At 39.7% G+C, this 22,003-nt stretch carries 14 protein-coding genes; 2 read left to right on the top strand and 12 right to left on the bottom strand.

Annotated elements, in window-relative coordinates; all coding sequences use genetic code 11:
• Window positions 1-32: 32 nt before the first annotated feature.
• From B0G92_RS04820 to B0G92_RS04790, 7 genes are all read right to left on the bottom strand, one after another.
• Window positions 33-2,135: a gliding motility protein RemB gene (locus B0G92_RS04820; RefSeq protein WP_101471266.1), complete on the bottom strand. Its 2,103-nt coding sequence runs from the start codon at window positions 2,133-2,135 to the stop codon at window positions 33-35.
• A 17-nt stretch (window positions 2,136-2,152) separates the two neighbouring features.
• Entirely contained in the window at window positions 2,153-2,896 is a 744-nt protein-coding gene (gene deoC / locus B0G92_RS04815) for a deoxyribose-phosphate aldolase (protein ID WP_101471265.1), read from the bottom strand.
• A gap of 44 nt (window positions 2,897-2,940) precedes the next feature.
• Entirely contained in the window at window positions 2,941-3,321 is a 381-nt protein-coding gene (locus B0G92_RS04810; protein ID WP_245867702.1) for a VanZ family protein, read from the bottom strand.
• The gene (gcvH, locus tag B0G92_RS04805; RefSeq protein ID WP_056068085.1) at window positions 3,311-3,691 is read right to left on the bottom strand and encodes a glycine cleavage system protein GcvH; all 381 of its coding nucleotides are present in this window, start codon (window positions 3,689-3,691) and stop codon (window positions 3,311-3,313) included. Before gcvH ends, B0G92_RS04810 begins: the two co-directional genes overlap by 11 nt.
• Before the next feature lie 59 nt (window positions 3,692-3,750).
• Window positions 3,751-10,971: a T9SS outer membrane translocon Sov/SprA gene (sov, locus tag B0G92_RS04800; protein WP_375153600.1), complete on the bottom strand. Its 7,221-nt coding sequence runs from the start codon at window positions 10,969-10,971 to the stop codon at window positions 3,751-3,753.
• Window positions 10,972-10,974: 3 nt separating this feature from the next.
• On the bottom strand, window positions 10,975-11,556 hold the full coding sequence (ruvA, locus tag B0G92_RS04795; protein ID WP_101471264.1) for a Holliday junction branch migration protein RuvA: 582 nt from the start codon (window positions 11,554-11,556) through the stop codon (window positions 10,975-10,977).
• Window positions 11,557-11,634: 78 nt separating this feature from the next.
• Window positions 11,635-13,932, bottom strand: a complete 2,298-nt coding sequence (locus tag B0G92_RS04790; RefSeq protein WP_101471263.1) for an NADP-dependent malic enzyme — start codon at window positions 13,930-13,932, stop codon at window positions 11,635-11,637.
• Between the two features lie 206 nt (window positions 13,933-14,138).
• Between B0G92_RS04790 and B0G92_RS04785 the strand changes: the two genes are divergently transcribed.
• Window positions 14,139-15,914, top strand: a complete 1,776-nt coding sequence (locus B0G92_RS04785) for a DUF885 domain-containing protein (RefSeq protein WP_101472027.1) — start codon at window positions 14,139-14,141, stop codon at window positions 15,912-15,914.
• A gap of 474 nt (window positions 15,915-16,388) precedes the next feature.
• Here B0G92_RS04785 and queG read toward each other — a convergent pair whose 3' ends face one another.
• From queG to B0G92_RS04765, 4 genes are all read right to left on the bottom strand, one after another.
• A complete protein-coding gene (queG, locus tag B0G92_RS04780; RefSeq protein WP_101471262.1) occupies window positions 16,389-17,312 on the bottom strand; it encodes a tRNA epoxyqueuosine(34) reductase QueG in 924 nt (307 codons plus the stop codon).
• A gap of 192 nt (window positions 17,313-17,504) precedes the next feature.
• Window positions 17,505-17,738 carry a four helix bundle protein gene (locus tag B0G92_RS16755; RefSeq protein WP_245867700.1) on the bottom strand — a complete coding sequence of 78 codons (234 nt, stop codon included), beginning with the start codon at window positions 17,736-17,738 and terminating at the stop codon, window positions 17,505-17,507.
• 106 nt (window positions 17,739-17,844) lie between these two features.
• Window positions 17,845-18,867: a Holliday junction branch migration DNA helicase RuvB gene (gene ruvB / locus B0G92_RS04770; RefSeq protein ID WP_056068071.1), complete on the bottom strand. Its 1,023-nt coding sequence runs from the start codon at window positions 18,865-18,867 to the stop codon at window positions 17,845-17,847.
• 42 nt (window positions 18,868-18,909) lie between these two features.
• Complete coding sequence (locus B0G92_RS04765; protein WP_180326397.1) at window positions 18,910-19,221, bottom strand: GNAT family N-acetyltransferase; 312 nt, start codon at window positions 19,219-19,221, stop codon at window positions 18,910-18,912.
• A 117-nt stretch (window positions 19,222-19,338) separates the two neighbouring features.
• Here B0G92_RS04765 and B0G92_RS04760 point away from each other — a divergent pair, with 117 nt between their 5' ends.
• Window positions 19,339-20,766 (top strand): APC family permease, encoded by a 1,428-nt coding sequence (locus B0G92_RS04760; protein WP_101471260.1) that lies wholly within the window; start codon window positions 19,339-19,341, stop codon window positions 20,764-20,766.
• On the opposite strand, the gene B0G92_RS04755 is transcribed toward B0G92_RS04760, so the two are convergent.
• Window positions 20,763-21,995 carry an RNA polymerase sigma factor gene (locus tag B0G92_RS04755; RefSeq protein WP_101471259.1) on the bottom strand — a complete coding sequence of 411 codons (1,233 nt, stop codon included), beginning with the start codon at window positions 21,993-21,995 and terminating at the stop codon, window positions 20,763-20,765. The two genes, B0G92_RS04760 and B0G92_RS04755, sit on opposite strands and share 4 nt — an antisense overlap.
• Window positions 21,996-22,003 lie beyond the last annotated feature (8 nt).

The raw sequence follows: 22,003 nt of genomic DNA, 5'->3' as shown, positions 1-22,003 counted from the left end.
TCACAAAAAACGCAGGTTTTGCGAAAACCGAATTAATAATCAAAATACCAGTTAAAAAGATCGGCTCTTAAACCTATTGAAAACCATGTCGTATCTTCTTTAAAAGCTGTTGGGGTATCTACATTCGGATTAAAGTTTCTGTAAATCAGTCCCGCAAAAAATTTCAGGTTTGTGGCCGGATTAACCAGGTAGCCTCCCTGTAAATCGGCAATAAGAATTGTGGTTTCATTTCCCTGACCCGTTTTAACACCGGTATCAAAAGGTCTTCCTTCCCCATAATTTTTATAGATATTGCCTCCGTAATTAAACCTATTTTCTTCCGTATCGAAATCAAGCCCTCTTTTTCCGTAGGTAAGTTTCGCATCGGCAAACCATCTTCCTTTAAAATATCTGGCTACGGCTATAAATTCTTTAAAGTTACCACCCCATTGGTGCCCCATACTCTGGTTGCTATGAGCATAATTGGTTAAAGGATTGCTATGAGCATAAACGTATGGATGCACATGATTGTACTCCAATTGCAACAACAGGTTATCAATATTAAAAGCATCAAAATATTTTGCTCCAAGCTGGTATCCGAATTTATTTTTCCAGCTTTGATCCCCGGCTTTCATATCGGCAATGGAAAATTCATCCAATAAGAATTGCCCATACAACTGGATCTGGTTGCTGAATTTATACTTTGAAGTAAGACCCAAAAGAGCATTACCACTTTTTGAAGATGATGAAAATTCTACAGCTCTGTAAAATATAATCGGATTAATGAAACTGGCATCAAAACCGCGATTGTTCTGGTTAGCCCATACTACAGATTCGAAAAAACCGAGATTCCATCTTTTTGTGACATTCCAGCTCAGGTAGTGGTTTGCCATGAATTTTGTAGCGTAGGTATTGTCTTCTGTAACTTCCGGCCTTACGTCTTTCAGCCACATATAAGTATTTGTGTATTTAATTTTCCAGAAATTGGTATTGATTTTAAAGAAGGGATACGGACTTGTTCCATCGCCTTGCAATAAAGAGCGGTATCCATCACCTAAAAAATTCCTTCCATAGCCCAATTGCAGGTTAATGAATTGACTCGGAGTATAGGATATATTAGCCTCTGCCATTGGAAAATCATAAGCATCTTCCTTAAATCGCTTCGCAATTCCTATCCCGGGAATAACTGCCGGATTACCGCCTGACGGCTTGATGGATTCGGCATATCTGTTGTAGTAATCTGCAAAACGCCCCTGACTTTCATATATGGATGCAGTAAAGCTTAGCTCTTTACCAATTTCTCCCTGAACCTGAACACCCCGGGTATTCTGATAAGTATAATCTGCCTTGCCCGGATCACTTTTCCCCATTCGCAAATCCAAAATCGGGTTCATCGTGAACCAATAGCCATCTCCCTGAATTGCCACAAGATTTTCGTTCCAGAGTTTTCGTCCCCACCAACCCTGTTTGTTTTTCTGAATCATTTTGTTGGCTTGTTCCAAATCATAATATCTGGACACTTCCGCATAAGTATAAGGTTTGGAAGCTGTATGATTATTGCTTCCCACCTGATTCAAAGCTCTGTCAAACTGAGCATAAAGGCTGTGTGAAAATGGAATATTCAGATGGCTTTTAAGCTGGGGATTATCAAACTTTTTGTAAACAATGCTATCAAATTCCGTCAGTTCCCTGCTTCTGTCTTTTATAACAGCATTTGTTTTTTCCTTTTTAGCTTCTGCCACAACAGCCGCCTGTTTTTCCAAAGGAATATTAATGCTGATTGTGTATTTCGCATAGGTTGGATTACCATTATAAGTGGCTGGTTTTATCTTTGGCAAGAAACCAAAAACCCGTTTACTTTCTTCAGCCAGTGAAGCATCAACAGCATCCACATACTGTACTTTAAAAACTCCGGCCGTATCGACTTCAAAAAGTACGATTACCCTGCCTTTGTAATTTTTATCTGTTGTTTCCTGCGGCACTTTGAAATTAGCAAACACGAAATCCTGAAGCTCGTTATAAAAACAGGCTTCCAGATTTTCAGACTGTTGTCTTTCGCATTTAGGAAAAACAGGAAATTGCTCTCTTTCCCGGTTACTCTGCGCCCATGAATGTACAGACAAAAGCAAGATGGCAATTTTTAGGAGTTTTTTCATGTATTGACCTGCTGATTTTAGTAATCGTTATTTGCCGCTTCTCCGTTTGCAATTGCTTTAGCGGAAGAAGTTCCGATTCTTCTAACTCCTAAGCGAATCATTTCCTTTGCTTCCTCAAAAGTCCTGACACCGCCTGCCGCCTTTACCGGAAGTGGCGATGCATTTTCCAACATCATGATTATTGATGGAACTGTAGCGCCGTTTGGAAGCCCATCCTCCGTTTTATAAAACCCGGTAGACGATTTAACAAAAACCGACGCGTAATTGTCTTCAGCAAAATTAGAGATGACCACATTTTTCACAAGACAGGACAGGTGCATGATCTGCTGGCTATTCAGGGCCGCAACCTCTATGATCCATTTTACCACTTTATGATTGGACAATCCCAATTGGGTTCCTTTCATGATTTCTTTTTTTACCAAATCCAGATCGCCGCTTTTAAACGCTTCATAATCGCAAACAAAATCCAGTTCATCAGCACCGTCTTTGATTGCTTTCTCGGCCTCTTCTAATTTATGCTCCAAAGAATAATTCCCTTCCGGAAATCCGATAACGGTTCCTACCAAAACTTTTGAGCCTGCTTTCAGAATCATTTGTTTTGCCATATGCACCATATCCGGACGGATCATAATCAGTTTAAAACCTTCATCAATGGCTTCCTGAACAAAGCTTCTGACGATTTTTTCGTTTTCTGCCTCACTGATTCCTGCCTGTTGCGGCGTCTTTAAATAGGTCGAATCTAAATATTGCTTGATATCCATATGATAAAAATAAAAAAATCCCACCGAAGCGGGATATTTTCAGATTAATTTTTAAATCTTTTATTGTAAACTGCCATTAGTGCCAATCCCAGGAGTGCGCCAATCGTATTAGCAATAACATCTTTCAAGTCTGCCTGCCGGCTTTCCGTAAAAAGCGACTGGCATATTTCAATCAGGATTCCAAACAGAACCGAAAGAAAAAACACAACCAGAAAGAGTTTTTTTGTATTTCTGATTTTCGTCCTTAGGTACAAAAACCAAAGAATTGAAAAAACAGCATAAAAACACAAATGCACAATCTTATCGACCTGGTCTACATTAACGACAGGAACTTCTGACATGCTTACCAAACAGGCAATCGTAATGGAAATCGTCCAAAAAACCGCCAGGGCAAGAAACAGTATTCTTTTTTTGTTAGGCTCCAATTAGGTTTTTATAAGCTTCGCTATCCAATAATCCTTCTACTTCAGAAGCATCAGCTATTTTTACTTTCACCATCCATCCTTCACCATACGGATCTGTATTTACTTTTTCCGGAGATGATTCGAGAGTATCATTGAATTCAATAATTTCACCTGAAAGCGGCAAGAATAAATCTGATACTGTTTTTACGGCTTCTACTGTACCAAACACTTCATCTTTATCAAGAGTCTGGTCTAAAGTTTCAACTTCTACATAAACGATATCTCCTAATTCTTTTTGTGCAAAATCTGTAATTCCTACAGTTGCAACATCGCCATCTATGCTAACCCATTCGTGGTCTTTCGTATACTTTAAATTTGCTGGTATATTCATTGTTTGTTGTTTTGGGCAAATGTATTATTAACTTATATATTTTTAAAATGTTTTCCGAATTAATTTCCAAAGTTATAGCGCAGCGTGAAACCGGTACGGATATTCGTCAATGGGAATGATGTGGAGATCACTGCTTTAGAGAAAGAATGATCGTAATAGAATATTGCTGTCAGGTTTTTGCTGAATGCATAATCTGCCGTCAACTTTACAGACCAGATGTTCTGACCACCTGCCAACTGATTGTTATCATAATCCAGATATCTCACAATTGTGTTTGCCTTTCTCAAAGAAAAATCTGCTTTAAGGTTGATATCGCTTCGGATAGTGTTTGTTGGGTTGTCTGCCAATCTGGATGTGATTACAACATCTTTGAATCGGTAGCCCAAACCTACGATATACTCCATTCCTCTTACTTCTGTAAGAAGGTTGTTGTCAAAACTCATCGATAGCGTTCTGTCTTTCTTAACCTCAGCCAATACCTTGAATGAATTTTTCATCTCAAAGTCTACTCTAACCAAAGGATTGAATTGCTCTACAAGGTTAACGTTTGAGATAATTGTCTTACTTAACAGGTTACCGCTTGCATCAACCGCATCACGGTTTTGGTCGTATTCAAAATTAGAACGGAATGAGTTGATCGTATAGGACGCTCTATATCCGTGCTGTAATGAGAAACGTTTGAATCGGTCTTTAAAGAACTTATAGCGCATCAAACCGTTATATTTTACATTCCAGTTTGGAATTGGCACATCTCTAAAAGGCCCTAATTTAACTCCTCCTGCATCTGCTCCCGTATAGGCTGCAAGGAACGATGGCAATAATACTGACTGGCTGTTTTTTCCGAATCCAACAGGGAAACCGTCAGAAGTTCTAGGGAATTCTGTAGTTCCGTAATAGCTGGTCGCCAAACGATCTGCTACGGTCAATCTGTTACTTCTGAAATCATCAAAAGCTGCCGATGAGTTTTCATCACTTTTGCCAAATGCCGTTTTAATCATTACCGTCGAAATCGAGAAGTTTCCATAGTTGTATGGCGAACGCGAATGGTAAATTCCATCAGCCGCATCAAATTGTTCTGAGAAGTTTTCGGTATAAGAACGGTCTGCCGTCAAATCAATCTTAAAGTCAGGAAACAAATCCACGTTAGCAGTCATGTTCAACACTTTTGAAGAAGTCTGTGTAAAGTTCTGGTTGAAATCCTCATAGTTTGTCAACCAACCTCTTTTTGCCGCTTCATAACGTATGTCTGCCTGGCTTCCCAAAACGAATCCTAAAGATGGTTTTGTAGTTCCAAAGAAACCTACACCCGGTATGAATCCCGGCAAGACCGTACCTTCATTTTGGGTATAATTAATCTGAACGTTTTTAACGCTGGTAAGAACTCCTACCAATCCATCCAGGAATACATTACTTCCTGAAGTTTGCGGTTTGTTGGCATTCGTAATTTTTTCTCCTGGCTTTGGTGGCGCCTGAGTCGTTGGTCTTGTCGCTACTTTTGGTTTTTTGCCCAATCCTATATACTTATAAAGAACATCCATGTTCAATGATGTATTTAATCGGTGCGAACCATTGTTTTGAATTGTATTTCCAAGACTGAATGTACCATCTTCTGTAGTTACAGATGCTAATGCATCTGTTGCACGCTGCCAGCTGTAGTCGCCCGTATAGGAATAGGTCGACTTAATAAATCCTAACGCCGGAATCTTGTTCAATGGCAGGTCGTAGTTAACAACAAGCTGCTGCATGTGCTGGTTTGCTTCTCCAATATTCCAGAAATCATCCCAAATCGTAAAGTCTTCCATTGGAACACCAAATTCATCCAGATAGTTTCTTACAATGTTATTGGTAGATGCCGTATAATTTATTTTTAATGCTCTTGTCAGATTATAGTTGAAACCGTATTGGTAGTTGAACATATAATTTCTTCTGTATAATGGTGACAATCCAATTCCCTGAATATCCACGTCACGATATTCCTGTCTGTTGTATTGCCTCATAATATTGGAACTGAAAGAAATCGAAGATGGCAGGTAGTTGAAGTTGAAATCACTCAACAGTTTCCAATACTGGCTTTTCTTCATAAACTTCGTGTTTTTGAATGGTTCTACCGCTTTAGGCTGGAACGCAAAAGTATAATCCACGGAAGCTTTTACCTGCTGGTCAAGCAAGCTTTCAATTTCATAATTATGGTGTTCTGTTTCATTAAACGAATAGGACAAAGTAAGGTTTTCCGGGTCATAGAAATGCGGTTTCTGTTCTGCACCTCTTTCTTTTTTGACTCCTATAAAGTTGATACTTTTTCTCTTCGTATAGTCTACTGCCCTGCTTTCAATATTATTTCTTGCAGCGGCATCGGCCGTATTGTCTAACAATTGGTCCAAACGGATATCCTGGTTGAACGGATCGTATTCAGGAGTAATTTTTTCTTCGCCAATAGCATAATTGAACGGAAGGTTAACTCCCCATTTTTTAGGCAATAATTTTCCTAAGTTGACATTGGTTACGATGTCATATTGCTTGATATCTTCGCGGCTTCTTTCATTAGGTCCCTGCTCTAAAGAACCAAAGCCCTGCGTACTCATTCTTCCGGTTGCAGAAACCGTTGCAAAATCAGCCAGGTTACTATCCAAGCTGGCAATGGCTGCCATTCCGCCTTTATTATCCATATCGGCAAGACGAAGTTCGTTGAACCAAACCTCACCACGAATATCATCTGTATGGCGGTTTTTCAAACCTACCATCAGGGTTCTTACCAAACCAAAGTTCGGATTACCTTTGATACCCAATCTTAACGGATTGATTCTTCCTGCCAATGACGGATCTAAAACGAAATCATCTACATATTTTACACCCAAAGCATCTTCCACCAGCAATGCATTGTTAGGATCCATAGCTAAAATCTTCAGCTTGGTCAGCAATGACAATGCCAGGTCTATCTGGTTTGCTTCCGGCCACACCTGCTCTGCTGTCACAGCTGCGCTTTGTTGTGTTACCTTTAACGGAATCTCTACCTGATAGAAGTTTTGCGTAAAGTCATTACCAAACCGGATGAATGCAACCATCTGGTCGTCTGCCAAAGGCTGTATGTCTGTAGGTACCGGCAATGCTTCTGCGTGCAGGAACATTTTCAGTTTCTTGAACTGACGCATATCCACACTTACATTCTTAAATACCGCTCTTGAATCACCAGGCTCCAGACCTCCAAGTCCCGGAAGTGACGGATTCGCTTTTGTAACTCTCAAAGAAAGTGACTGCTCGTTTTGGTTTATAATCGTATTACTGTTGTACAATTGCTCTCTAACAACTCCCGGAGGTGTTACGTACTTAATCGGTGAACGGTCTCCGTTTTCCTGAACGTTAACTGCCAATACATCCAAAGCCGTATCATCTGCATTGTTAATATCGTCATCCTGTTCGTTCGGATCAAGACTTTTCACATATCTTCTCCATTCGCCACGCACTAATTCCAATGCTCCGAAACGAAGTGTAATCTGATCGTTGAAACCAGTTACGAACATTCTCATAAAACGAATCGATCTGAAATCGGAAATACTTCCAACTGTATTCTGCGGTTGTGAAACCGGAATCTTGAATTGAATCCAACGAGCCCCTGTAGTCTCCTGTCCAGGTATGCTTGCTATTGTTTCTCTGATATCAGTAATATACGGGTTTGACCCAACTACCATGTTTGGTCTTATGTCAATGCCATATTCATAATAAGCATTGATTTCGTTCATTGTATTATCTCTGTTGATATCTTCTGTATCCGGCAAAGTTGTTGCTCCTCTGTTAGTATCACCTACATCAACAGGAGAGTTTCCTTGCAAACCGTTATAATTTTTATAACGCTGAATAACATCTCCGGATGCGCTAAGGAAATACTGGTAGTTATCTGCAGCAGGGTCAGGTTGTGAAGCAAAGCCAGGGAACTGTGCGGCTTCTTCAGCATCATTCAGACCATCAAGACCCACATCCTGAAACTGCCTGTTACCTCCATTGGTATCAAATGCATAAATCAAAGATTGCGAGATTGGAATTTTACCCCAGATAGTTGTAAATGTAGGCTGTGTTGAACCTGCGCCCGGAAGTCCGTTTTCGTATTGTTTTCTTCCGTCTTTCAGGACATCTTCTGAAATTTCCCCAAGGTTAAAATATAGTTTTCCTGTATTTGCTGCATTGGCAGAACCTCTTTGGTCATTGTAATACGGGTCCAACATCCAGAACTGAATGTATTCTACGTTTGACTGTTCGAAGTTGGTGGAGTTGATAGCTCTCATGATACCACCAAAGTTGTCAACCGCCTGTTCCGGTGTAAAGCTGTTTGTAGCCTGTGCCAACGGGTTGAAGTTATACGGACCTCTTTCACGAGGGAAATAAGTCAAATCTAAAGTATTGATAACCGTTTGCTGACCTACGGCAATATCTGTAACAGGAAATAATTCTCTGCTATAGATTCTTCTCGTGCTGTAAAGCTTCAGGTCGTCTTCAGAAACACCGCCCGGCCTTTGCACATAGAAAGTAGGATCAATAGAATACCAGGCTAGTTTTGCTCGCTTGTAACCATAGTTCAATGTAGTCAAAGAACCTCCAAAGTCATTATAATCACTTACCGTTGGTTTTTCCGGTACGCTGGAAAGGCTCCAGGCAAACGGAGAACGCATATCGATAGTGGTCTGTGAACCTTCAAAGTCGTCTACATAAACCGTAGATTCACCCTGGAATCTATCCGCTTTTGGGGTATCCGGCTTTAAGTAAGCCACTTCTCCCCTGAAAGAAATATTAGAAGGAACGTCAGTATCAATATTAGGAAGTTTGTTTACCAACCTTGTTAAGAAAGGAACTTCTGTTGAGAAGTTGGTATTCAAACCTATGATGGTATTATTTACCGATTCCTGTCCGTAATTTGATTTTTGGGTAAATGGCCTTTCGCTCATTTTTAACAATGTAGCCCCAACGATAAACTTATCATTAAATTTGTGTTCAACGTTAACCCCGAAAAATCTTCGCGTTTGTTGTCCGAAAACCGAGTTATTTTCCAACGAGATTTCGATTGGTGTTCCGGAAGCCTGTAAGGAAGCATCCATAATATTAACTCTTCCTAGCTGATAATTGACGGTATAATCAACACCTTCTACCAAAACTCGTCCACCGGCAGTTACCGTAACCGAACCTTGAGGAACGTTAAATGCACCAATAGCAATTCCGTCTCCGCTTGTTGATTTGAATTTTCCTTTTAACTGGAACTTGTTTTTATCACTATCCTGAAGTGCCGCCGCTTGTGTGCTGCGATACATCGTTCTGTAAACGTATTTATTCTGGTTTCCGTTATAGTTACCTGCAGCCGGGGCATCATAGTCCTGAGTCGGGCTTGTTCTTAATTTGTTGAAAAGGTGTTCTCCGAAAGGTTCTACGGTTGTAAAGATGATTCTTCCGTTTTGTTTATCTACCGTTAATCCCGGTATAAAATCGAAGAAACCGTCACCGTTAGGCTGCGGGTCATTGGTATAATTCAGCCTGTCCATATTGAAAACACGCAATAAAGGTGTTTGTTCCACATCAGGCGGTAATGGGTTGGCAGCAGAAGGTGCAGCCGGTGTAATATAATTTAATGGCGACGGATCCGTGTACATGATGTTCAGCTTGAAATCTTCCTGCTCCAATTGATAGGCTCCAGGCAAAGCATAAACGTTTTTCATCATCAGGTTCCAAACCGGCTTATTGACATTGGTCAGGTTACTTTTCAGCATTTTCAGGATTAAGCTTTGGGTAGTTGGAATACCGTTGCTTACTTGTGTTGCATCGACTCCATCAGTTCCAAATTCCCCCACCTGATACACCTGGTCACCTATAGTATACTGGTAGGCAACTGCCAATACCTCGTCATTGGTAAGACGCTGTGTCAGGGAAATATATCCTAACTGCGGATGGTAGGAATAGTCGCTTGGCCATGATAATTTTCTGGCATTTTCCAATTTAGAGTAGTCCGTTCCTTCACTTACCGTAATGCCTGTAAACCCGGAGCTTGCCGTTGCAATTTCACGAATTGACGGATTCAGTACACCGGTTGTTCCTATTTTGGCAGGATCATATCGGTTGTTTGAGTTTTTTGAAGGCGTATTGGCCGGAGCTGTAAAGAAGCCTCCCGGAATAGGGTTCGCCGATACTACTTCATTATCATCCTGACCCGTGAGTTGTGCTTCTCCCAAATCCTGAATTGCAATAATATTTCTTAGGTTATTGTCTGTTGTGCTGACCCTGTTCTGGCGATTGGTTACCCAAACCTCTATTCTGGTAATCTGAACACGGCTATCAATCAACGGATAGTTTCGAAGCGACCTGTCGTATTGGTTTCTGAAGTACTGTGAAAGGAAGAAATGCCTGTCTGCATCATAATCCAATGCAAACAATTCAAATTCCTGCACCGTTCCTCCGCCCTGGGCCGTAACTGTTTTGGTTTGGGATTTCTGCTCTGAGAAGATTCCCGTAATGGTTGTTTTTCCAAACTGGAATTGCGCCTTAACCCCAAAAAGGCTTTGCGCACCACGAATCAGCGTACTGTTTAACGGCAAGCTTACGTTTCCGACTTCAATCTTCTGAATGATATCATCTTCCGTAGGCGTATATTCCAACTTTATCAGGTTTTGGAAAGCAAAGGTAGACTCGGTGTCATAGTTAGCATTGACATTCAGCCTCGTTCCAACTTTCCCCATAAGGCTCATACTGATTCTCTGGTCAAAATCAAAAGTGGTTGTACTTCTGTTTCTTGGCGATAACGCAGGGTTGTCTTGTTTTGTATGTCGGATTCCCAAATCCATTTCGACAGAACCTGTTGGTTTGATGTCGATGGTATTACTACCAAAAATGGTTTCAAAGAAACTGGAATTGACATAATATCGCGGCAAAAGGTCTTTTTTCTTGGCATCACTACCATCTTTTTTACCTTCTATCGCATCTGATTTTTCCTTAAAATACTTTCGCATTGATTCCCTAAGCACCAATTCCTCATATTCTTGCGGTGTAAGAACTACAGGATAATTTATATTAAAACCATTTACGGTATTCGTATAAATATAACGGTCTGTTATGGGGTCATAGGTATATGCCTCTATAATACTAGGGGGATTTTTCAATTCTACTCTTCCAACGGAATATCCTGTTTTGGTAGTATCCTGAACTTCCTCGTCTTCTTGTGCTTGTATCGTTACACTAAAAAAAATCGAAATCAGCCAAAAGCTAATTTTCAAGTTACAGGCAATGCCTTTAGTATAGTTAGTTTTCAAGTATTATAAGGTTTTTAAGGCTAGTTTAATAATGTTTTCAATGCTTGCATTTGGATTTTCCTTAACAATTTTTTCTACAGTTTTTTCCGCCAATTTTCTGTTAAATCCAAGAACTTCCAAAGCAGATAACGCTTCGTCTTTGTTTGTATTGTCCTGCGAAATAGAAACTTCGTCTAAATCATACACTTTTAACACTTTATCTTTCAAATCCAATATAGCCCTTTGCGCTGTTTTACTGCCAATTCCTTTAATGGATTGGATGGTTGCCACATCGCCCGAAGCTATAGACTGGATGATTTGCTTTGGTTCCAGCGAAGACAGCATAGTCCGCGCAATACCTGCTCCGATACCGGAAACAGACAAAAGCAATTTGAAGATTTCTCTTTCAGATTTTTCGGCAAATCCAAACAGTACATGTGCATCTTCCTTAATCTGGAGATAAGTAAAAAGTTTAATGTTTTCGGAGTCAGGAATCAAAGAATAAGTATGAAGTGAAATATTAATATGATACCCTACTCCGTTGCAGTCAATCACAACTTCTGTAGGGTTTTTTTCCACTAATTTTCCTTGTAAATGCGCTATCATGAATTGTTAAATAAATCCCAAATGTAACGAAAAACTTTTATTGAGCCTCATCTAATTGTTCATCAACAAAAAAATACGTTAAAAATTGACTTTTATGGATTTTTGCTTTTTTTCTTTTTCTTGTGCATCAACAACTGCAACAGCGGCCATATTTACCATTTCTTCTACACTTGCGCCCAATTGGAAGATGTGAACAGGCTTGTCCATTCCCATCATGATTGGTCCGATTGAAACCGACTTATCCAATTCTTTCAGCATCTTATAATTGATATTAGCCGATTCCAGATTAGGGAATATAAGCGTATTTACTTTTTTGCCTGCCAGTTTAGAGAATGGGAATTTTTGCTGCAACATTTCAGAATTCAAAGCAAAATCGGCCTGGATTTCTCCATCAACAACCAAATCCGGATAGTATTTGTGAAGATAGGCAACGGCTTCGGCAACTTTTCTTGCTCCTTCATCATTAGAGGAACCAAAGTTTGAGAAAGACACCATGGCAATGACCGGTTCCATTCCAAACATACGTACAGTTTTGGCTGTCATCAATGCGATTTTTGCCAGCTCATCAGCCGTTGGATTTGGATTTATAGCGGTATCCGACAGAAAAATCGGGCCTCTCTTTGTCATCATCATATTGGTTGTCGCAATCTTAGAAACACCCGGTGCTTTGTCAATAAGTTGCATCATTGGTTTTACGACAGACGGATAACTTCTGGAATAGCCCGAAACCAAAGCATCTGCTTCACCTTCATTCACCATCATTGCAGCAAAATAATTTCTTTCGCGCATCCATTTCTGAGCATCCAGCAAACTGGTTCCTTTTCTTCTTCTGGCTTCCCAGAATGAATTGGCATAACGCAATCTTCTTTCGTCCTCTTCAGGCGTTTTCGGGTCGATGATAAGAACATCAGCATCAAAGCCTAATTCTTCTTTCAGTTCCTGGATGATTTCACGATTTCCAAGAAGAATCGGAGTTCCGATTTTTTCTTCCAGAACAATCTGCGCTGCTTTTAATACGTCTAAATGGTCTGCTTCTGCGAAAACCACACGTTTCGGGTCAGTTTTGGCGCGGTTGGCCAACAAACGAACCATTTTATTATCGGAACCAAGACGTTCCATCAATTCTTCTCTGTATTTATCCCAATCCTGAATTGGATTTGCCGCAACTCCGGAATCCATCGCTGCCTTGGCAACTGCAGGAGCCACTACGGAAATCAATCTCGGGTCAAATGGTTTCGGGATGATATAATCTCTTCCAAATACCAGTTTGGTTTCTCCATACGCAATATTTACCTGCTCCGGAACGGTTTCTTTTGCCAATAAAGCCAGTGCTTTTACGGCAGCCATCTTCATTTCTTCATTAATTTTTGAAGCCCTGACGTCAATTGCTCCTCTAAAAATATACGGGAAGCCCAATACGTTGTTTACCTGATTAGGAAAATCCGAACGGCCGGTAGCCATAATAATGTCCTTACGGGTTGCAATGGCAAGGTGATAGTCAATTTCCGGGATTGGATTCGCCATCGCAAAAACTATCGGGTTTTCTGCCATTTGCATCAGCATTTCTGCCGACATTACATTTCCGGAAGAAAGCCCAAGGAAAATATCGGCACCAACCAATGCTTCTTCCAGCGTTATGCTTTTTTCTCCATTGGCATATTTTCTTTGCATTTCTGATATGTCGGTCCTGTTTTTAGAAAGAGAACCTTTTCTATCAAACATGATAACATTTTCAGGATTAATTCCAAGCAATACGTATAGATTAGCGCAAGCCAAAGCCGCAGAACCGGCACCGGAAACCACCACTTTTACGTCTTCAATTTTCTTTCCGGCCAATTCCAAAGCATTAAGCAAGGCGGCTGATGAAATAATTGCAGTTCCGTGCTGGTCATCATGCATTACAGGAATATTCAACTCTTCAACCAATCTTCTTTCTATCTCGAATGATTCCGGAGCTTTGATATCCTCCAGGTTGATTCCTCCAAAAGTTGGAGCTATATTTTTTACCGTCTCAATAAACTTTTCGACGTCTTTAGTATCTACTTCAATATCAAAAACATCAATATCGGCAAAGATTTTAAACAATAAAGCTTTCCCTTCCATTACCGGTTTTGATGCTTCCGGACCAATATCTCCCAATCCTAAAACGGCAGTTCCGTTTGAGATTACGGCTACCAGGTTTCCTTTTGCTGTATATTTATAAACATTATTTACATCCTTCGCAATTTCAAGACAAGGCTCGGCTACACCCGGCGAATAGGCTAACGACAGATCTCTCTGTGTTGCGTATGCTTTGGTTGGAACGACTTCAATTTTCCCAGGCGATGGTTTCGCATGATATAACAGCGCTTCTCTTCTTTTACTGTACTTGTTCATTTTTGTATATTTTATTCGGACTTACAAAGGTAAAAGTCTGATTGGAACTGAGAAACTTTTAATGCTATTCTTTTCTTTATATTATGTTTAAGAGTATTTTGCCAAATAAACAATCATTTTAACGAATGTATTTTATGTTCTATTATTTTTTGTACATTTCGTTATCATCAACAATACTTCATAAATTTTACAAATTCATTGCAACTATGAAAAAACTGCTTTTAATGCTATGCATTATTACCGCCGGCCTTCAATCTTGCCAAAAAGAAAAAGGCGAAGTTTCTAAAAAAGAAGATGGAAAGCTAAAAACCATATTGGAAAACTATTATCAGGAAAGGCTGAAACTTTTCCCTCTGGAAGCGACCAGTGCAGGCGACAATCGCTATAACAACCTGCTTCCGAATGACCTTAGTGATGACTATATCGCTAAAATAAAAGCGTTTTTTACAAAATATAAAGAGGAACTCGCAAAATTTGACGATTCTACTTTATCTGAAAATGACAAGCTAAGTAAAGCAATACTGGCTTGGGAATGCGATGCAAATCTGGAAGCTCTCACATTCAGAAAAGACCTGATGCCTATCAACCAGTTTGAAGGAATGCCTTTGATGATAGGTCAATATGCCAGCGGTTCAAGCGCACAGCCATTCAAAACTGTAGAAGACTATAACAACTGGCTGGAAAGACTAAATGGTTTTAACGATTGGGTTATTACTGCTGAAGCCAAGATGAAAGAAGGCGTTTCAAAAGGATATGTGCTGCCAAAAGCACTGACCTTAAAAGTAATTCCTCAATTAAAAGATTTGGCCAAAGAAGACAAGACCCATATATTTTATGCTCCGCTAAATGCTTTTCCAAAAACATTTACAGAGGATGAAAAGAAAACGATTACAGACAACTACACAAAGCTGATTACTGAAAAATTAGTACCGTCTCTTAAAAACTTATACAATTATGTGAGCACAGACTATCTGGCAAAAAGCAGGACTACAAGTGGCATTAATGCTATTCCGCAAGGTGACGCTTATTACAAGCACCTTATTAAACGTTATACGACTACCGACCTTACGGCAGATGAAATCCATAAGTTAGGTCTGAATGAAGTGGCGCGTATTTCTGCCGAAATGGAAAAAGTCAAAAACCAGGTGGGATTCAAAGGAAACCTGAAGGATTTCTTTAATTATGTTCGTGACAAAAAAGAGCTGATGCCATTTACTGAACCACAACAGGTCATCGACAACTTCAATGCGATTCATGAAAAGATGAAGCCAAATCTGGATAAGCTTTTTGATTTAAAACCTAAAACGCCTTTTGTTGTGAAACGAACCGAAGCTTTTAGGGAAAAATCAGCCAGTGCGGAATACAATCCGGGTTCGGTTGACGGAACGAGACCGGGTATTTTCTACGTTCCAATTCCAGACGTTAAGAAATACAACTTCTATGCTGATGAAGATTTGTTCCTACATGAAGCAATACCGGGACATCATTATCAAATTTCATTGCAGCAGGAAAACACCAGCCTTCCGGAATTTAGAAAAACGATATGGTTTAATGCTTATGGTGAAGGCTGGGCACTGTATACCGAATCCTTAGGAAAAGAATTAGGACTTTATCAGGACCCGTATCAATATTTTGGAATGTTGAGTGCTGAAATGCACCGCGCCATCCGTCTTGTAGTAGATACCGGATTGCATACCAAAGGCTGGACCCGTGAACAGGCTATTCAATATTCTATGGAAAATGAAGCAGAACCTGCCGAAAGTATCGTTGCCGAAATCGAACGTTATATGGCGATTCCGGGACAGGCTTTGTCTTATAAAATAGGGCAATTGAAAATACGCGAGCTTCGCACTAAAGCTGAAAAGGAATTGGGAGCCAAATTCTCTATAAAGGAATTCCACAATCAGGTTCTGGAATCGGGTTGTTTGCCTTTAAAAATACTGGAAGACAAGATTAATAATTGGATTCAAAGCAAGAAATAACAATAATAAAAGCCTCATTAGTGAGGCTTTTTTATTTAAAGTTTTGTCTATTGGAAAGTTTAGACCATATAAAGGAATCTGTTTTGAAAGGCTTGTTTTTTTTATTTTTAGACGCGGATTATCACGGATTAATTACGCGGATTTGGGAAATCTATACCACATAATGAATGTGACTCTAATGATTTCCTTCATAAACTTTGCGGCTCAGCGTCTTTGCGAGCAGCTTTTTTCAACCTAGAGTCGCAAATAAAAAATCTGATTTTAAAAGGTTTCCATTCAATTCTTTTTTTATTTTAAGCTCGGATTATCACGGATTAATTACGCGGATTTGGAAAGTCTATACCACATAATGAATGCAACTCTAATAAATTCCCTTCATAAACCTTGCGGCTCAGCGTCTTTGCGAGCAGCCTATTTTCACGCAGAGTCGCAAAATAAAAATATAAACCCAGAATACTTTTTCTAATTTTTCATCTATTTTAAAAAATCAAGATTCCGTTTCAAGCCATAATATTTGGCACGTTTAACAGCGGAGTTTTTAAAAACGGCCCGAAATGTTTCTTCTGTGATTTCTTCCCAGTCTTTTTTGGTCATGGAAAGTAATTCCGGATTCGGGTTGAATAGGGGTTCATTATGAGGTTTGGAGAACCGGTTCCACGGACACACATCCTGACAGACGTCACACCCAAAAGCCCAATCATCAAATTTGCCTTTCATTTCCTGAGGAATGTTGTCTTTTAATTCTATAGTGAAATAGGATATGCATTTACTTCCGTCAACTACATAGGGAGCAATAATCGCACCTGTAGGACAGGCATCGATGCATTTTGTACAGGAGCCACAATGGTCTGTTACAGCGGTATCATATTCCAGTTCCAAATCGACAATCAGTTCCGCAATAAAGAAAAAAGAGCCTACCTGTTTGCTCAGCAGGTTACTGTTTTTCCCTATCCAGCCTAAGCCGCTTTTCGCCGCCCAGGCTTTATCCAAAACCGGAGCCGAGTCTACAAACGCCCGTCCCGAAACTTCACCGATATTTTCCTGAATCGAAAAAAGCAACTCTTTTAGTTTTTCCTTTATGACAAAATGATAGTCCTGTCCGTAGGCATATTTTGAAATCTTATAGCTGTCTGCTATCTGGGTTTGTTCCGGATAATAATTCAACAATAACGAAATGACGCTTTTTGAATCGTCAACCAAAAGCGTGGGGTTTAATCTTTTGTCAAAATGATTTTCCATATAACCCATCTGTCCGTGGGCATTATTCTTTAGCCATGCCTCCAATCTTGGAGCTTCTTCTTCCAAAAATCCTGCTTTAGATATGCCACAAGAAATAAATCCGAGGCGCTGGGCTTCGGATTTTATAAATTGCGTGTATTTGGATTTTTGATTTATGATTTGGGATTTATGATTTTAGACTTGTGACTTTATACTTTAGACTTGTGACTTTACACTTTTAGACTTAAGATTTGTTTAGGCGTGATTTCATTGATTTGACTGTGCTGACAAAGATTGCTGTTAGTTCGTTTCCTTCTTTCCAGATTTGGTTTAGTTGTGTGTAATCAATCCATTTTTTCTCTTGAAGAATTTCTATCCAAAAAACGTTTCATCAGCTTCTTCAATGACAATTGACATTTTGGAAATAAATTCCCTGTCACTTCTTGCCCTACAAACAGCCCTGTAATTTGCTCCTACCGAACTACCACTTCTAACTATCTGATTGGCAATTGCCCTTCCTGAAATTGTATTTGGCAGTTTTTCTACCACATCAATTACCATTAACGAGAACTTTTTTGTTCTTGCTTTTAATTCTTCCGAGGTCATGCATAATTATTTTAAATGGCTTATATCTTATTCTCTTCAACCCCACAACACAAATCAAAAATCTTAAATCCTAAATTTCAGAAGTCAGAAATCTTAAATTTTAAATTTAAAAAAGCCCTCCCTGGATATTTGTCCTGATTTTCCCTAAATGCTTATAGGCTTTTTCAGTAACTTCTCTTCCTCTAGGGGTTCTTATAATAAAACCTTCCTGAATCAAAAACGGTTCGTAGACTTCTTCAATCGTTTCGCCGCTTTCTGAAACTGCTGTTGCCAAGGTCGATAATCCTACCGGCCCTCCTTTAAACTTATCGATAATTGTTGTCAGGATTTTGTTGTCCATTTCGTCCAATCCATGGGCATCGACATGCAAGGCTTTCAATGAAAACTTTGCAATTTCTATGTCAATCTTCCCATTTCCTTTGATTTGGGCAAAATCACGTACTCTTCGTAATAATGCGTTGGCAATTCTAGGAGTTCCACGGCTTCTTCCAGCAATTTCGATCGCTGCTTCCATTGTAATTGGCATTTTTAAGATTGCCGAGCTGCGTTCAACTATTGAAGTCAGAAGTTCTGTCGTGTAATATTGCAAGCGACTCTGGATTCCGAAACGGGCACGCATAGGTGCTGTCAGTAATCCGGATCGTGTGGTAGCCCCAACAAGTGTAAACGGATTCAGATTTAATTGGACAGTTCTGGCGTTTGGACCTGATTCTATCATGATGTCAATTTTGAAATCTTCCATTGCAGAATATAAATATTCTTCCACAATAGGACTCAAACGGTGGATTTCATCAATAAAAAGCACATCGCGTTCTTCAAGATTGGTGAGCAGTCCCGCCAAATCTCCGGGTTTATCCAAAACAGGACCAGATGTAATCTTGATACCGGCACCCAATTCGTTTGCCAAAATATTGGCAAGCGTCGTCTTTCCCAGACCCGGAGGTCCGTGAAACAACGTATGGTCTAATGCTTCGTTCCTAAGATTAGCTGCCTGGACAAATACTTTCAGATTCTCCAATACCTGATCTTGCCCTGTGAAATCATCAAAGGACAAAGGCCTTAATCTTTTTTCAAAATCAAGTTCTTCTGAATTGTAATTGTTGCTTGTTGGATCTAGATTTGCATTCATCTGGCAAAGATAGAGAAAATGTTGATTTCCTGTCCGGGCTAATTACCCTACATTATAGCCTTTGGCCAAAATAGATTGCCATTCCGGATGCCTTTTCAGATAGGCCGCAACAAACGGGCAAAGTGGCGCTAAAGTATATCCGTTATCCTTAATGAAATTCAGGGCTTTCTCAACCATGCTTCCTCCTACGCCTTTACCTTCCAAAGCTTTTGGCACTTCGGTATGTGTAAGATACATGATATTGTCTTTGTTGATGATGTATTCAATAAAGGCTATATGATTTTCAACTTCCATTTCGAATCTTCTCTTGTCCTGATTTTGAACCAATGGAATGTCAGCATATTTATCGCTCATAGCAAAAAAAATTAAAAGTTAGGGAATGAGGAAAGGTACAGAAAAAATCGACACAAGTCAAAATAAGGTTTTTTTAATATCTTTAACACAAATTAACAAACAACCTTAAAAAATTATATGAAAGACCAACAAGAAGACAATCATTTAAAGCGTGAATTAGGATTATTGGATGGAACGATGCTCGTTGTGGGTTCCATGATTGGTTCCGGAATTTTTATTGTGAGTGCCGATATTGCCAGACAGGTCGGTTCTGCCGGATGGCTGACGCTAATCTGGATCATTTCCGGATTGATAACCGTTATTGCCGCAGTGAGTTACGGAGAGTTGAGCTCCATGTTCCCAAAAGCGGGCGGACAATATGTTTATCTTAAAGAAGCTTACAACAAACTGATTGCTTTTTTATATGGTTGGAGCTTTTTTGCCGTTATACAAACCGGCACGATTGCAGCGGTTGGTGTTGCCTTTTCAAAATTCGCGGCTTATTTGTATGAGCCTTTGAGCGATGAAAATATTTTATTTACGATTGGTTCTTTTAAATTAAATGCGGCACAGATTGTTTCTATCATTACGATTATACTGCTGACCTATATCAACAGCCGCGGTGTTAAAAACAGCAAAACGCTTCAGACTGTTTTGACTATTATTAAAATTCTTTCGCTTCTTGGCCTTGTTGTTTTTGGATTGTTTATGGCTGCAAAAGCAGATATCTGGAATGCCAATTGGGCAGATGCCTGGAATACAAAATCCTATAATGCCGATACCAAATCATGGTTGCCTATTAGCGGTACGGCATTGATAACCGGAATTTCAGCCGCTATGGTGGGTTCGTTATTTTCCAGTGATGCCTGGAATGGCGTGACTTTTATTGCCGGAGAAATGAAGAATCCAAAACGTAATGTGGGATTGAGTTTATTTTTGGGAACTTTTATTGTGACTGTTCTTTATATCCTTGCCAACCTGATGTATCTGGCTGTTGTGCCGTTTGAAGAAATTGCTCTTGCCAAATCAGACCGGGTGGCTGTAGTTGCCTCCAACTATATTTTCGGTAATATTGGTACTTTGATTATTGCCATTATGATTATGATTTCCACTTTTGCCTGCAACAATGGGCTGATTATGGCCGGAGCAAGAGTGTATTACACAATGGCAAAAGACGGATTGTTTTTCAAAAAAGCTGCCGCACTCAATACCGCCAGCGTTCCGGCCTGGGCTTTATGGGCACAATGCATCTGGACTTCGGTTTTATGCCTTACCGGAAAATACGGAGCCCTGCTGGATTATGTGATGATTATTGTTATTATCTTTTACATTTTGACCATTTACGGCATATTTATACTTCGAAAAAAAATGCCTGATGCTGAACGCCCTTATAAAGCTTTTGGCTATCCTGTACTACCAATACTTTATATCATTACTGCTTCTGCCTTGTGTATTTCGCTTTTGATTACAAGACTTGAAACGTGTGGCTGGGGAGTTGCCATTATGCTGGCAGGAATTCCTGTTTATTATTTTACAAAGCCCAAATCTGAGGAGAATCAATCCTAATAAACAAGTTTTTTAATATTTTCTGTAATGGTTTTTCTGTCTGTTTCCAATTTTGCCAATTTGAAAGCAGTATTAAAATGTGCCAACGCTGTTTGGTTGTCAAAATCAGTATACAGATGTCCTAACAGTGAAAAGTAAAAATGGTTATCTTTTAAATTTAGCTTTTCTGCTTCCTGAATTGCCTTTTCTTTACCATGAACTTTGGCTAATGCAAAAGTACGGTTGAGTGCTGCAATTGGTGAATATTCTAATATGAGCAGACTGTTGTAAAGTTGGAGAATATTGTCCCACTTTTCATCGGTGTCTTCTTTCTGCGTATGCCAATAGGCAATTCCGGCTTCAAGATGATACCTCGTTATTCTGTCTCCGGTTGACGCCTGGTTTAAGAAATAGGTTCCCTGGATAATTAATTCCTGGTTCCATTTTGTTTCGTCCTGGTCGTCATATAAGACGATTTCGCCCTTTTCATTGGTTCTGGCATCAAATCGTGACGAATGGAAGCTCATTAGGGAAAATAGCGCATTTACGGATGGCTTATTGGTCGCTTTGTTCTCCATTAGCAGATGCACCAGCCGCATGGCTTCGGCACAAAGATCTTTTCGCAAGATGGTATTTTGTGAAGAAGAATAATATCCTTCCGAAAACAACAGGTATAAGGTTGTGAGAACCGGTTCCAGCCTGTCATTGATCTCCAGTATAGTAGGCTGTTGTATTTTTATGTTTTCTGCTTTCAGCTTTTCCTTGGCTCGGTTGATTCTTTTGTAAATGACTTCTTTGTTCGTCAAAAAAGCATCAGCAATTTCCTGAATTCCGAAACCACAAAGCAGATTCAAAGCCAAAGCCACCTGCGATTCTGTCGAAATACATGGGTCACAGACCGTGAAAATCATGGCTAACTGGCTATCTGCAATATTTCTGGCAGATAAGTCTATTACTATTTCTTCCGATTTCTGGGCAGCATATTTAAACTCGGGGGATAATTTCTGCTCAAAGAAGACATTACGTTTAAGATGGTTTTTGGTTTTATTTTTGGCGACGGTATACAACCATGCCGTTGGATTATCCGGTATGCCTTTTAAACTCCATGTTTCTGTAGCAGCAAGAAATGTATCGCTAACAATATCTTCTGCAATTTCTATGTGTTTAATGCCAAACAGGTAACAGAGTACCGAAACCAATTTCCGATACTCTGTCCTGAATAAATTGTGCAACAGTTGGCTGTCTTCCATCTTTTAAA

It is taken from the genome of Flavobacterium lindanitolerans, assembly GCF_002846575.1.
GTDB lineage: Bacteria > Bacteroidota > Bacteroidia > Flavobacteriales > Flavobacteriaceae > Flavobacterium > Flavobacterium lindanitolerans.
The sequence above is the reverse complement of the archived record's forward strand: the minus strand, read 5'-3'. Positions and strand labels throughout refer to the sequence as shown.

Excerpts from the sequence above, each read along its gene's own strand:
- deoC (WP_101471265.1), bottom strand. The coding sequence starts at position 2,896 with ATGGATATCAAGCAATATTTAGATTCGACCTATTTAAAGACGCCGCAA.
- B0G92_RS04760 (WP_101471260.1), top strand. The coding sequence starts at position 19,339 with ATGAAAGACCAACAAGAAGACAATCATTTAAAGCGTGAATTAGGATTA.
- gcvH (WP_056068085.1), bottom strand. The coding sequence starts at position 3,691 with ATGAATATACCAGCAAATTTAAAGTATACGAAAGACCACGAATGGGTT.
- ruvA (WP_101471264.1), bottom strand. The coding sequence starts at position 11,556 with ATGATAGCGCATTTACAAGGAAAATTAGTGGAAAAAAACCCTACAGAA.
- B0G92_RS16755 (WP_245867700.1), bottom strand. The coding sequence starts at position 17,738 with ATGACCTCGGAAGAATTAAAAGCAAGAACAAAAAAGTTCTCGTTAATG.
- ruvB (WP_056068071.1), bottom strand. The coding sequence starts at position 18,867 with ATGAATGCAAATCTAGATCCAACAAGCAACAATTACAATTCAGAAGAA.
- B0G92_RS04790 (WP_101471263.1), bottom strand. The coding sequence starts at position 13,932 with ATGAACAAGTACAGTAAAAGAAGAGAAGCGCTGTTATATCATGCGAAA.
- B0G92_RS04765 (WP_180326397.1), bottom strand. The coding sequence starts at position 19,221 with ATGAGCGATAAATATGCTGACATTCCATTGGTTCAAAATCAGGACAAG.
- B0G92_RS04755 (WP_101471259.1), bottom strand. The coding sequence starts at position 21,995 with ATGGAAGACAGCCAACTGTTGCACAATTTATTCAGGACAGAGTATCGG.
- B0G92_RS04820 (WP_101471266.1), bottom strand. The coding sequence starts at position 2,135 with ATGAAAAAACTCCTAAAAATTGCCATCTTGCTTTTGTCTGTACATTCA.
- B0G92_RS04785 (WP_101472027.1), top strand. The coding sequence starts at position 14,139 with ATGAAAAAACTGCTTTTAATGCTATGCATTATTACCGCCGGCCTTCAA.